This window comes from Pseudobacillus sp. 179-B 2D1 NHS (assembly GCF_045370945.1).
GTDB lineage: Bacteria > Bacillota > Bacilli > Bacillales > Domibacillaceae > Pseudobacillus.
Map to the genome: position 1 here is coordinate 78,255 of NZ_JBIQDP010000009.1, position 12,079 is coordinate 90,333.

General features: G+C 40.2%; 12 protein-coding genes. 9 read left to right on the forward strand and 3 right to left on the reverse strand.

What is annotated here, in order from left to right:
• Nucleotides 1-462 precede the first annotated feature (462 nt).
• The 5 genes from ACH0BF_RS11100 to ACH0BF_RS11120 all read left to right on the forward strand — a co-directional run bounded on the left by ACH0BF_RS11100 (nt 463) and on the right by ACH0BF_RS11120 (nt 5,192).
• Nucleotides 463-1,653 carry an ABC transporter substrate-binding protein gene (locus tag ACH0BF_RS11100; protein ID WP_340856213.1) on the forward strand — a complete coding sequence of 397 codons (1,191 nt, stop codon included), beginning with the start codon at nt 463-465 and terminating at the stop codon, nt 1,651-1,653.
• Between the two features lie 86 nt (nt 1,654-1,739).
• Complete coding sequence (locus ACH0BF_RS11105; protein WP_340856211.1) at nt 1,740-2,621, forward strand: branched-chain amino acid ABC transporter permease; 882 nt, start codon at nt 1,740-1,742, stop codon at nt 2,619-2,621.
• A 5-nt stretch (nt 2,622-2,626) separates the two neighbouring features.
• Nucleotides 2,627-3,679, forward strand: a complete 1,053-nt coding sequence (locus tag ACH0BF_RS11110; protein ID WP_340856209.1) for a branched-chain amino acid ABC transporter permease — start codon at nt 2,627-2,629, stop codon at nt 3,677-3,679.
• Nucleotides 3,679-4,458 (forward strand): ABC transporter ATP-binding protein, encoded by a 780-nt coding sequence (locus ACH0BF_RS11115; RefSeq protein WP_120036330.1) that lies wholly within the window; start codon nt 3,679-3,681, stop codon nt 4,456-4,458. The genes ACH0BF_RS11110 and ACH0BF_RS11115 overlap by 1 nt, the downstream gene beginning before the upstream one ends.
• Nucleotides 4,458-5,192, forward strand: a complete 735-nt coding sequence (locus tag ACH0BF_RS11120; protein WP_120036331.1) for an ABC transporter ATP-binding protein — start codon at nt 4,458-4,460, stop codon at nt 5,190-5,192. The genes ACH0BF_RS11115 and ACH0BF_RS11120 overlap by 1 nt, the downstream gene beginning before the upstream one ends.
• A 60-nt stretch (nt 5,193-5,252) precedes the next feature.
• On the opposite strand, the gene ACH0BF_RS11125 is transcribed toward ACH0BF_RS11120, so the two are convergent.
• Nucleotides 5,253-5,573 (reverse strand): thioredoxin family protein, encoded by a 321-nt coding sequence (locus ACH0BF_RS11125; protein WP_406909391.1) that lies wholly within the window; start codon nt 5,571-5,573, stop codon nt 5,253-5,255.
• Between the two features lie 94 nt (nt 5,574-5,667).
• Between ACH0BF_RS11125 and queF the strand changes: the two genes are divergently transcribed.
• Complete coding sequence (gene queF, locus ACH0BF_RS11130) at nt 5,668-6,168, forward strand: preQ(1) synthase (RefSeq protein ID WP_340856205.1); 501 nt, start codon at nt 5,668-5,670, stop codon at nt 6,166-6,168.
• A 167-nt stretch (nt 6,169-6,335) separates the two neighbouring features.
• On the opposite strand, the gene ACH0BF_RS11135 is transcribed toward queF, so the two are convergent.
• Nucleotides 6,336-6,536, reverse strand: coding sequence for a cold-shock protein (locus ACH0BF_RS11135; protein ID WP_120036333.1), 201 nt, complete (start codon nt 6,534-6,536; stop codon nt 6,336-6,338).
• Between the two features lie 492 nt (nt 6,537-7,028).
• On the opposite strand from ACH0BF_RS11135, the gene ACH0BF_RS11140 reads away from it, so the two are divergent.
• Complete coding sequence (locus ACH0BF_RS11140; protein ID WP_340856203.1) at nt 7,029-7,733, forward strand: SH3 domain-containing protein; 705 nt, start codon at nt 7,029-7,031, stop codon at nt 7,731-7,733.
• 918 nt (nt 7,734-8,651) lie between these two features.
• Nucleotides 8,652-10,583 carry a LysM peptidoglycan-binding domain-containing protein gene (locus ACH0BF_RS11145; protein ID WP_340856201.1) on the forward strand — a complete coding sequence of 644 codons (1,932 nt, stop codon included), beginning with the start codon at nt 8,652-8,654 and terminating at the stop codon, nt 10,581-10,583.
• A 297-nt stretch (nt 10,584-10,880) separates the two neighbouring features.
• Here ACH0BF_RS11145 and ACH0BF_RS11150 read toward each other — a convergent pair whose 3' ends face one another.
• Nucleotides 10,881-11,057, reverse strand: a complete 177-nt coding sequence (locus ACH0BF_RS11150) for a hypothetical protein (RefSeq protein ID WP_182917093.1) — start codon at nt 11,055-11,057, stop codon at nt 10,881-10,883.
• Nucleotides 11,058-11,267: 210 nt separating this feature from the next.
• On the opposite strand from ACH0BF_RS11150, the gene ACH0BF_RS11155 reads away from it, so the two are divergent.
• Nucleotides 11,268-12,041, forward strand: coding sequence for an SGNH/GDSL hydrolase family protein (locus ACH0BF_RS11155; RefSeq protein ID WP_259455702.1), 774 nt, complete (start codon nt 11,268-11,270; stop codon nt 12,039-12,041).
• The last annotated feature ends 38 nt before the right edge of the window (nt 12,042-12,079 follow it).

Below are 12,079 nucleotides of genomic sequence, written 5' to 3' on the forward strand. Positions count from 1 at the left end.
AATGAATAAAAAGGAGTCATTTGAGTGGGTCGAAATAGTTAGAGAGACGGAATGAATGAAAGAGGAAAGAATATCTTAAAATAAGTGAAGCAAAGAGAAAAAGAGGGATGATAGTATATAACGTTTGGAGTAACGAACAACTTTTAAATGTTATAAAATAACATGTCAGAAAATTTAATATTTTCATGAAAATTGTCTTGTCATCGCGCTTTTTTTAATATATTATTACGTTTAAAGGATGATATGGAAAGGTTTTCAAATAAACCAGGCTATATTTCCTTACCTATTAAATTTCTCCAAAAGTATAACAAAAAAAGAAAGCTGATTTAACTTATGATATTACGATGATTAAATCAGCTTTACTTTATAAAGAAAGAACGGCTTTCCTTCCCACACTTTACGAATGCAATTCAACTACTTTAGACCTAGAAGGATGCTGTAAGTTTGAAGGGAGAGAAGGAAATGAAGAAAAGAATGTTAGCGCTGTTAACATCAATCATGATGGTGTTCCTTGCTGCATGCAGTGGGGGAGACGCTGATTCTGCATCAGGGGATGGAAAAGACTCAGGCGGAGAAATCAAGATTGGCAGTGTAATTGATGCTTCTGGAAGCGCTTCACCACTTGGGAAAGGCGAAGAGGAAACGATAAAAATGATCGTTGATGAACTGAATGAAAAGGGCGGGATTGACGGAAAGAAAATTAAACTGATTTCCATCGATTCAAAGTCAGATCAAAATGAAGCAGTCCTTGCCACAAAGAAATTAATTGAGCAAGAAAAGGTAACGGCAATTATCGGGGGAACAATTAGCGGCAACAGTCTAGCCATGATACCGTTGGTTGAAAAAGCAGGCATTCCATATCTTTCGCTGGCAGCCAGCAAGCAAGTAAATAACCCGGATGACAAATCACCGCGTAAGTGGACGTTTAAAACGGCACAGGGAGATGATGTTGTCATTCCTAAATTGCTTGAATATTTAGAAAAAGAGGGGATTAAAAAAGTGGCCTGGCTTAATGTAGCTAATTCCTACGGTACTAGCGGTCATGAGGAATTCACAAAGCTTGCAGGCGATCATGGCGTGAAAGCGGTCATCGAAGAGGAATTTGAAGCGACAGTCAATGACGCTAAATCTACTTTAACACGTGTTAAAAAAGCAAAGCCTGAAGCAGTTATTGTTTGGGGAACAGCGCAGGAATCAGCGGTTGTAACGAAGAATATTCGTGAAATTGGCATGGATGTTCCCATCATTGAAAGCCATGGAATCGGGACAAAGCAATTTATTGAATTAGCAGGAAACGCAGCAAATGGAGTTATTTTCCCAGCCGGAAAACTATTGGTATTAAATGAGTTAGACGATAATGATCCACAAAAAGAAAAGCTTACGGCTTTTAAAGAAGCCTATGAAAGCAAGTATAAAAATACAGCAAGCACCTTTGGTGGCCATGCGTATGACGCTATTCATATTTTAGCGGAAGCCCTTGAAAAAGGCGGAGCTGATAAAGAGAAGATAAGGGAAGCTATTGAGAAAACAGATGGATTTGTAGGTATTTCAGGCACATTTAAAATGTCACCAGAAGATCATAATGGCTTAAAGTCTGATAGTCTCGTCATGGTGAAAATCGACGAAAATGGCGAATGGAAGCTAGGGGAGTAACCGGCAGCAAGCTGAATCATTGATTAAAGAGAGAAGCAGGGAAGGAAAGAGGATTCCCTGCTTTCCTGATAAAGGTGGGAGTAAACATGGAGCTAACCAGTCAATTTATCCAGCTGATTTTTTCAGGTTTAACAATCGGCAGTATCTATGCATTAGTTGCCATCGGATTTGTCATCACGTATAACATTACAGGCGTTTTGAACTTTGCCCAAGGAGATTTTGCTATGCTTGGGGCGATGTTTGCGATTACATTTGTTTCCATGGATATGCCAATGGGATTAGGAATCATTTTAAGCATAGGAATCGTCGTGCTAATCGGCGGGATTTTTGAACGGACAGCCATCTATCCGGCGCGTAATGCATCGCTCCCAACATTGATTATTATCACGCTTGGGGTAGCGATTGCGATCCGCGGGCTTGCCATTCTAATTTGGGGAACACAGCCAAGATCATTGTCGCCGTTCACAGAAAATAATCCGATTAACGTGTTAAATGCCGTATTGCTGCCACAAAGCATTTGGGCAGTGGGGATTTCAGTCGTCAGCTTAATTGCCATGCACTACTTTTTTAATAGAACATTCATTGGAAAAGCTGTTACAGCATGTGTAGTCAATCGTTCTGCTGCTAGATTGATGGGAATTAAGCCCGAATGGATGTCTTTTATTTCGATAGCAGTGAGTGCAGGGCTTGGAGCCATTGCCGGTATTATTATCGCCCCGATCTCGGGAGCCACATACGAAATGGGATTAATGATTGGCATGAAAGCTTTTGTTGCTGCGGTAATTGGCGGGTTGACCAATGCGCCAGCTGCCATTATCGGCGCTTTTATGATTGGGATATTGGAATCATTTACAGAAGGTTTGTGGACGTCAGGATATAAAGATGCAATCAGCTTTGCCTTACTTCTTATCGTATTGTTCTTCATGCCGAATGGGCTGTTTGCTAAAGCGAGTGGAAAGCGGGTGTAGAGTAGATGAATCATCCAAAAGTAAAAGAGCTATATAACAGGCACTATGGCGGTCTCTTGCTGTTCATAGCTGCTCTCATCATTGTTCCTTTTTTTGCTAACTCCTTTTTGTTAAGTGTCATGATCTTAGTAGGCCTTTATGCGATTGTTACAACAGGATTGACCATGCTTATGGGGTATGCGGGACAAATATCACTGGGACACGCCGCTTTTTACGGAATAGGCGCTTATGCTTCCGCTGTCATGACGGGGACTTATGGAATGCCAGGAATTGTTGGCATTCTGGTTGGTGTGGCTTTAGCAATTATCATTGCGGTTTTAATCGGCATCCCAACATTGAAGCTTAAAGAGAATTATCTAGCGCTTGCCACACTTGGCTTCGGTATCATTATTTTTACCTTTTTCAAGGAATTAAAAGAGCTTACCGGCGGCTTAAATGGATTCTTTGGTATCCCATCATTTAATTTGTTCGGATTTTCTTTTGATACGGATGTGAAATTTTACTTTTTGATTTGGGCGCTACTGATTGTCGGTATTATCTTTTCTAAAAATATTATTGACTCACGTGTTGGGCGGGCACTCCGTTCTATCCATGGCAGTGATGTGGCAGCCAATTCAATCGGAGTGAATATTCAACAGTACAAATTAAAGGTATTTGTGTTAAGTGCCATCTACGCTTCCGTTGCTGGCAGCTTGTATGCTCATTACGTGACTTTTATTAATCCAGATCTATTTACAGCGATGGAGTCGATTAACTTCCTGATTATGGTTGTTATCGGAGGATCGGCAAGTGTTTGGGGAGGAATGATTGGGGCCATTGTTTATGTTCTGTTAAACGAACTTTTAAAAGACATTATTCCGGTGTTTTTCCCGAATGTGGGAGGAGAATTCCAAATTGTCTTCTTTGGTGTACTTCTTGTTGCCATTTTAATTTATATGCCTCAAGGACTTGCACCGACACTTGGAAAGTTATGGGGACGTCTAGCGGGACGGAAATCTAAAAAGACCGCCATCACTGGACCGCCGAATGCTGATGCAACAGTGGGAGGGAGTAAATAATGAGCAAACCGCTGCTGGAAGTGAAGGGATTAACGAAAGCCTTTGGAGGTGTTGTCGCTGTTAGCGGCGTTGACTTCCATTTAAATGAAGGAGAAATCGTGGCGGTAATTGGACCGAACGGTGCTGGAAAGACAACTCTTTTCAATATGATTACCGGTGTGTTGCCGCCTACATCGGGGCAAGTGTTTTTCAGCGGGAAGGAAATAACAGGAAAACAGCCTTACCAAATTGCTGATGCAGGCATTACCCGTACATTCCAAAACTTGCAGGTGTTCGAAAATATGAGTGTCATTGAAAACGTAATGACCGGTGTGCATTGCCGATTAAAAACAGGATTTCTACAGGCCGGTTTCCGGTTGATGGGTGTGAGGAAGGAAGAACAGCAGGCGTTTGATATAGCAATGAGTTGTTTAGAGAAAGTCGGAATTGCTGATCTCGCTTTTGAACCGGCAGAAGTGCTTCCTTATGGAAATCAGCGTCTGTTGGAAATTGCCAGAGCGTCTGCTTCTTCGCCAAAGCTCATTCTTCTTGATGAGCCAATGGCCGGGTTAAATCCGCAAGAGTCAAGACAGCTTGTTGATATTATTAAGAAAAAGCGGGATGAAGGAATGTCATTTCTTTTTGTAGAGCATGACATGGAAACAGTAATGGGAATTTCTGATCGCATTGTCGTTATTGATTATGGTAAAAAGATTGCCGAAGGTACGCCGGCTGAAATTTATGAAAATGAGAAGGTAATTGCCGCTTATCTTGGAACGGAAGAGGAGGAGGCGATTTGATGCTTAAAGCAACGGATATTCATACGTATCATGGCTTTCTCCATGTGTTAAAAGGAATTTCCTTTGAATTAAACAAAGGGGAGATTTTCGCTATTGTCGGTTCAAATGGGGCTGGGAAAAGCACACTGCTCGGTACAATTGCCGGCATTTATCAACAACGCAAAGGAAGCATTCTCTATGAGGGAGAGGAGGTCGGCAAGCAAAAGGTAGAAGCCATTGTTAAAAAGGGAATTTGTCTTGTACCGGAGCGTCGGCAGATTTTTGATGCTTTGTCCGTGAAAGACAACATGATGCTCGGTGCTTACCATCGCTATCGGCAAAGCAAAAAAACACTCCAAAAAGATATAGACCGCTGTTATGAATTGTTTCCAAAGTTAAAAACAATGGAAGATCGTCCCGGAGGCCTGCTCAGCGGCGGGGAGCAGCAAATGCTCGCTATTGCACGCGGTTTGATGTCTAACCCGAAATTAATGATGCTGGATGAACCATCATTGGGGCTGGCACCGCTGATTGTTAAGGACATTATGAATATCCTTGATCAGCTGCGCACAGAATTTGGCACAACCATTATTTTAGTGGAGCAAAATGTAAAAGCTGCTTTGAAAGTGGCTGATCGAGCATGCGTGATGGAACGGGGAGAGATCGCTATCGAAGGAGAAGCTAAAGCATTGATGAAGGACCCAAGAGTGCGAGATGCTTATCTAGGCGGCAAAAGCCAATCTGTTTCTGTCTAATGAATAAGGGGAATAGAGAAGGGATACTGTGAAACACAAACAGTATCCCTTTTTGCTGTCCTATATTAGTTTCAGTGAAAGTTTTATTTCTTCTTCCAACTCGTCCATCAAGATGAAACGGGCTTTTCGAAATCGTTCTTTTCCTTGAATGAAAAAAAGAACAGCTGGAACAGAAAAGACCGTATATTGACCAGAAATGTCGGGTGCTTCCGCCATATTTGCCTCCACAGCATATACATCGGGAAATTGTTTCAGCAACTCCTCTACACGTGGATGGATGGCATGACATACTGAACAGTTTGGGTCAGAAATAAAGGCAAGAACAGCCTCATGCTCGTGAAGGGCTGTCTGCAATTCGGCAAGCGATGAAATCGTATGCAAAAAATCACTCCTTTCCCTTATTGTAAATCTTTTTTGATTATCACAGCAAGCACGCTTATAATGGAAGATAGTTTGAACAGGGAGGGATCTTCTAATGGCAGGAAGAAACGAAGAAGAATTAAAGCAGGATATTTCACTTTTAGGAAACCAAGGAACGAAGTATACATTTGAATATGATCCGTCGATTTTAGAGTCATTTGACAATAAACATCCAAATCGGGACTACTTTGTAAAATTTAATTGTCCGGAATTTACAAGCCTTTGCCCGGTGACTGGTCAGCCGGATTTCGCGACCATTTATATCAGCTATATTCCTGACATCAAAATGGTAGAAAGCAAGTCACTCAAGCTCTATTTATTCAGCTTCCGTAACCATGGTGATTTTCATGAGGACTGCGTGAATATTATCATGAATGACTTGATTGAATTAATGAATCCTCGCTACATTGAAGTATGGGGCAAATTTACGCCGCGTGGCGGCATTTCTATTGATCCATACTGCAACTGGGGACGTCCGGAAACAAAGTTTGAAGAAATGGCGAATTATCGTTTAATGAACCACGATATGTATCCCGAAACGGTGGATAACCGTTAAAAAATAAAAATCATTAGTGATCATAAGAATACTATGCTATACTTGGTCTACCATTTACTATTACTTGTTTCGATTTTCCCTATTCATTCGTGAATAGGGAATTTTTATGGTGTTTAAAATAAAAACAGACTCTAATTTTAGAGTCTGTTTTTATTCGTTGATTTGTATTATGCTTTTTGAACGTTAGTTGCTTGCAATCCGCGTTGGCCTTGTTCAATATCAAATGTTACAGCTTGACCTTCGTCTAAAGATTTATAACCGTCGCCTTGGATAGCTGAGAAATGAACGAATACATCGTCTCCATCTTCGCGTTCGATAAATCCAAAACCTTTTTCTGCATTAAACCATTTCACTTTACCTTGTTCCATTTGTAATTCCTCCTCGTATGCAGCGCATACATTGTGTTACTATCCTTGCTCCAAATCTTCCAGACGAAAGTATATATATATCACTTATCAATCCTTACCGAACAAAAATAATTCCTGTTAAATGTAACATGAAAAGTTTGAATGAACAAGTGAAAATAAAATATAATCTTTATAAATGTAAAAAAGTTAAAATCCCCCCGGAAATGATGTTTATTCATTCCATCAATCTACCATTGTTACGCTCAAGGCCTAGGATGTATGCCTGCTATATCGAAAGAGAGGCAAGCTGGCATTAAGCGGCAGTATCTTTAGTGGTTTAAGGCTCCAAGAAGTTTGCTAGTGATGTGACCATGGCAGTCTATTTAAAAGAGATGACCTAATAAGGCATCTCTTTTGTTTGTTAATTTTTTTAAAAAATCTAAAAAGAACTAATTGATAGGAAAAAAGTTGTGGTATAATCATCGCATTGATAGAGAATATAGGAGGTCATTTATGAAAAAGATTGTCGGGTTCATTGCTGCTTTGATTTTATTCGCCACTTTACTACCTTCACAACAAGCAGAAGCAGCGGCTGTAAACAAGCACTATACGGTCGGTGTAGCAAAGTTAGATGTGCGTGAAAAGCCAAGTCCAAAAGCAAAAGTTATCGGTTCATTAAAGAATGGAACAGTGGTATTTGTTTACAACACTGAATCAGGTGGATGGTCGAAGATTAAATATAATGGAAAAGCGGGGTACGTAGCTTCAAGCGGGTTTGTAAATTATGATAAGGCCACCGCAGCTAAATCCCTTGTCGTAAAAGCTTCTCCAGGCACCTCGTATAAAACCGTAGGGAGCATTAAGGCAGGTCAACCAGTGCAAGTATATGGCGGTGTACCTATCGGTAAGGATCAGGGCGACTGGATTTCAGCTGATCAATATGGCTGGTCTAAAATCAAATATAAAAACAAATACGCCTATGTCAAAGCACACGAGTTGAAATTTGCTGATCCCTATAATTGGGCGCCAGGGGTGAAGGCGGCGTTTGAAGCTGATCTAGTGCGACAAGGATACGCAGATTCCATCGATACGATCAGATATAAAAAATCCGGTATTTTTGGCAATCAAGGATACTATTCAGTAAGCGCTAAGATGGATGGAGTATACTACGACTATATCGTTACGGTTAATGTAAAAACAGGCTGGTATCACGGATAATTAAATCTTCTATAGCTATATATTGTAAAGAACTGCTTATTACAGCAGTTCTTTTTATATACTTTGATTTATCATTATATCTTCTGGGCACTTATAGCAGGATAAACCAAAGATTGGTTTATTCACTGACGGTAGAAGAGAATAATAAGGAAAAATGGAAGGGAAAAGAAAACAACTAAAACGGAGAGGCTTCCATTTAAAACGAGAGGTAAAATCGACTTTTCTTACCACCTCTTGCGTGGAAGTTAGTAAAGCAAGAGAGCTTCCTTTTCACAATTATGATTCTTAATTGGTTAAAACAAAAAATAAAAAGAGTAGACCTTTCCCCAATAGTCAATCGGGGAAAGGTCATTTTTATATATATGAGAGTCGTGTTAGAAGAAACATTGTTAAATTGCAACGTAAGCCTCTTTTATTCGTTTAGGTCAAACGACTCATCTTTGTTTTTGGCAGGAATGATAAAAAGCGGTGATAATCTTCTATTCCACTCTTGTTCATTCCGTTTATTTCCATTAATTAATGAAAGCATGCGAATAGGCTGATTCTATCAATAATTGAGCTATTTTATATATATAAAAGAAAGATGAAGCAGGAAAAATTAATGAATTTTTCCTAAACTCCACTTTTGATTGTTTTAGGAAAAGAGGCACCACGAATCTTTATGCCTACTTTCATTCCTCCTTATCCTAGCCTGTATTGGTTTTATCATGAAAGCAATGGATCACGGGATTAGAAAAATAGACCCATTGCTGGGAATTTTTTTAGTATTTTAGATATATATATTATAAGAATGTCATTATTTTAACAAATTTGTTGTTTTTTCTGTTTGCGTGTAATATTTCCTATTGTGGAGAATATTGTAACGTAGATAAAATTCAATATTCTCTTGTTTGAAAAAAGATATATGGGGAGATGAGTATGGAACACGAGAAGATGGAAACTCGCCAAGAGAGGATTGCTAAGCTAAAGAAGGCGAGGGCTTATGAAAGAAACTCTAAATGGATTGGTGCAACTCTGGCTGTTTCATTAACTGCTGCATCAGTATTTGTTCAGCCGGAAGAAGCAAAGGCATGCGATTGTGCTGCCCCTTATACGGTGAAAGAGGGGGACACAATTTATTCGCTTGCCAAAAAGTTTCAAGTATCAGTCGAACAATTGAAAAGTAAAAATGGTTTTGCCTCTAATGATTTATATGTTGGGCAGCAGATGATCGTCCCAACTCTTGATGAAAATGGTCGGCCGCTTCATTTAACATTAATGGAACAAAAGAAGGATTATTTAGAAAACAATGGGGTCCATAAAGAAAGCAATGAAAAGACTGAACCATCCATCAAACCAGAAGAAATTAAAACAGGGTCAACACCATCTGGAAAATCGACAGAGGCACCAGTAGCAGTAGCTGCCATGGAGAAGCTGGATCAAACAGTCACGAAAGTAACCCCTCAACAAACAAAGATAAGCGGCTCGTTCAATCATGTTGTTCAATCAGGAGACAGCCTGTGGAAGATAGCCAACAAATACGGCACGACAGTTGAAAAGATCAGACAGGACAATCAGTTGAAAACGGATGCATTACAGATTGGCCAAAAACTAATCATTACGCCAAAAGGATCAACGGCTAAACCAGGAGCGGGACAAAAGCCGACGGAACAGCCAAAGCCACCAGCCCCATCAGGTTCAACGGTGACACATACCGTTCAATCGGGAGACAGCCTGTGGAAGATAGCCAACAAATACGGCACGACAGTTGAAAAGATCAGGCAGGACAATCAATTGAAAACGGATGCATTACAGATTGGCCAAAAACTAATCATTACGCCAAAAGGGTCAGCGGCTAAACCAGGAGCGGGACAAAAGCCGACGGAACAGCCAAAGCCACCAGCCCCATCAGGCTCAACGGTGACACATATCGTTCAATCAGGAGACAGCCTGTGGAAGATAGCTAATAAGTATGGCACGACAGTTGAAAAGATTAGGCAGGACAATCGATTGAAAACAGATGCCTTAAAGATTGGTCAAAAACTAATCATTACGCCAAAAGGGTCAGCGGCCAAACCAGGAGCGGGACAAAAGCCGACAGAACAGCCAAAGCCACCAGCCCCATCAGGTTCAACGGTGACACATATCGTTCAATCGGGAGACAGCCTGTGGAAGATAGCTAATAAGTATGGCACGACAGTTGAAAAGATTAGGCAAGACAATCAATTGAAAACAGATGCCTTAAAGATCGGTCAAAAATTAATTATTTATAAAAATAAAGAACAGACAAATAAAAAAGAGCCAGGCAAAATACCCGGCCAAAAGATAACCCAAAAGCCAAAACAGGCTTCCTCTACTGTTAATATCGTCAAGAATGACGATTCTTTATCCATTTTAACAAAAAAAACTAATATTTCGGCAGAAAATTTGACGAAAAGCAATCAACGAACGATCGTTGTCTCAACCGTCGAACAGAAAAATACGATGGCTGATGGGAAGGTAGCGGCTGTTAAACCGCCGACTGTCACTTATCACATAAAGCCAGGAGATACTTTGTATTCTCTTGCCGAGAGATTCAATACAAAAGTGAGTGCGCTTATGCAGTTAAATAAGCTTCAATACCCTGTAGCCATCATTGGAACAAGTCTTCAAGTTCCTGCGGATCATGTAAAGACAAGTCAGGGAATGATCGTTGGAGCTATTGATAATCGTTCCATCGAAGTACTAATAGATGGTTCATATCAAGTACTAGAAGTTTCGTATGGATCATCTGAATCTTATTCACACGAAGAAAATCAGCAAGTCTTGCTAACTTATACAACAGGAAGTGACGGGCAGCGTCCTGCTTTAATTAATGTAGAGAAAATTTAGGGGGAAGCGGTAGGATAGCTTCTGCCGTTTTCTCCTCATCATGTAATCGCTACTGATCTAAATGTTTAATGCTATGTATTACTGACAAGCTCCTTTGTTTGAGAGCAGTTCAGCATAATCATAAGTAATTCTCTACAGTTAATCGTTTAATCAAGGGCGACTTGTTGGTGAGTAATGGGAATGTTAAGTAAGAAAAGGGATATCACGACTTTTCAGCCAGCTGTTCATAAAAAATGAACGGCTGGCTTTTTGATTGAAGAGCTTCTAAGCAGATGATTGTGAGAATGAGTATAGGTATTAAAGATTGTTATGCTGTTGGCCGATCTCTTTAAGGCCAATCATTTCGTTGGCTACTTCAAGATTCCCGTGCTCATCCACAGATTCACCGGGAAGATATTCACTTGCATCAGTATGAAGATTCATTTCTGGTTTGGCAGGGATGAGCGGCGTCTTTTCTGGATCTTTTTTCTTCATTTAATCATCTCCTTTATTATTAATGTGGCTCAGGAGCGCCTGCTTATACAACCAATAGCTGAATAGAATAGCGGCAAAAGAAGAATCTCATTCTGTGAAGATGCAAGAGAAGGCTTTATCAAGGAGAGACTGTAAGGAGAGTTGACCGGTGCGAAAAGCATAGTATAATGGAGCGATGGTGTACTATATGAAGGAAATGGAGGAAGAAACTTGAAAAGGAAACAAACACAACTATGGGTTAGGTGGTTGGTCTTGCTTTTTTTCATCACGGCTAACTTGATTCCCATTTCTGCTGTAGCGGCAAAACAACAACGTCCTTCTTCAGCGAAGCAGGTAATTGTAGCGTTCGGAGATAGCAATACGCAAGGAACAAATTGGAAAATCAATAAGTATGATGAAAAAAGTAAATGGGTAACGAAGCTACAACAAACCCGCACAGTCATTAACTCAGGTATTGGCGGCAATACAACGGAAAATGGCCGGAAACGTTTTTCTATAGATGTATTAAATAAAAAGCCAAAAGCAGTCATTATTATGTTTGGAACCAATGATGCGGTTTTAAATGCCAAAGGGCAGCCGCGTGTATCGAAGGCCCGATTTGAAAGCAACTTAAAATATTTTACTGATGCGTTAAAAGCACGCAAAATCGAAGTGATTTTAATGACAACTATACCTGTTATCCAAGGGAATGGACAGAATGGGTATTATTACTCCCGATATGACCAGAGGCTTTATGCTAAATATAAAGGGGCCAGACAATGGCATAATTCATATAACGCGATCGTCAGAAAGGTAGCCAAAGAAAAGAAGGTTACTTTAATTGATAACTACGACATAATGACGAGATCAATGAAGGGAATAACCGACCGGAATTTAATCGATTCAGGATGGATTGATTCATCTGGCACTCATCTTACTCCACAGGGAGCAGAGGTAATTTATCGTTTTGTCAACAATGCGCTTAATGCTAAGCTTGCAAAATGACAAGCAACTGCTGCAGGGAAAACAACATTGGAAAAATG

What these genes read in the sequence shown, in the direction of transcription:
- ACH0BF_RS11100 (WP_340856213.1), top strand. Translation starts at nt 463, where the DNA reads ATGAAGAAAAGAATGTTAGCGCTGTTAACATCAATCATGATGGTGTTC.
- ACH0BF_RS11105 (WP_340856211.1), top strand. Translation starts at nt 1,740, where the DNA reads ATGGAGCTAACCAGTCAATTTATCCAGCTGATTTTTTCAGGTTTAACA.
- ACH0BF_RS11110 (WP_340856209.1), top strand. Translation starts at nt 2,627, where the DNA reads ATGAATCATCCAAAAGTAAAAGAGCTATATAACAGGCACTATGGCGGT.
- ACH0BF_RS11115 (WP_120036330.1), top strand. Translation starts at nt 3,679, where the DNA reads ATGAGCAAACCGCTGCTGGAAGTGAAGGGATTAACGAAAGCCTTTGGA.
- ACH0BF_RS11120 (WP_120036331.1), top strand. Translation starts at nt 4,458, where the DNA reads ATGCTTAAAGCAACGGATATTCATACGTATCATGGCTTTCTCCATGTG.
- queF (WP_340856205.1), top strand. Translation starts at nt 5,668, where the DNA reads ATGGCAGGAAGAAACGAAGAAGAATTAAAGCAGGATATTTCACTTTTA.
- ACH0BF_RS11135 (WP_120036333.1), bottom strand. Translation starts at nt 6,536, where the DNA reads ATGGAACAAGGTAAAGTGAAATGGTTTAATGCAGAAAAAGGTTTTGGA.
- ACH0BF_RS11140 (WP_340856203.1), top strand. Translation starts at nt 7,029, where the DNA reads ATGAAAAAGATTGTCGGGTTCATTGCTGCTTTGATTTTATTCGCCACT.
- ACH0BF_RS11145 (WP_340856201.1), top strand. Translation starts at nt 8,652, where the DNA reads ATGGAACACGAGAAGATGGAAACTCGCCAAGAGAGGATTGCTAAGCTA.
- ACH0BF_RS11150 (WP_182917093.1), bottom strand. Translation starts at nt 11,057, where the DNA reads ATGAAGAAAAAAGATCCAGAAAAGACGCCGCTCATCCCTGCCAAACCA.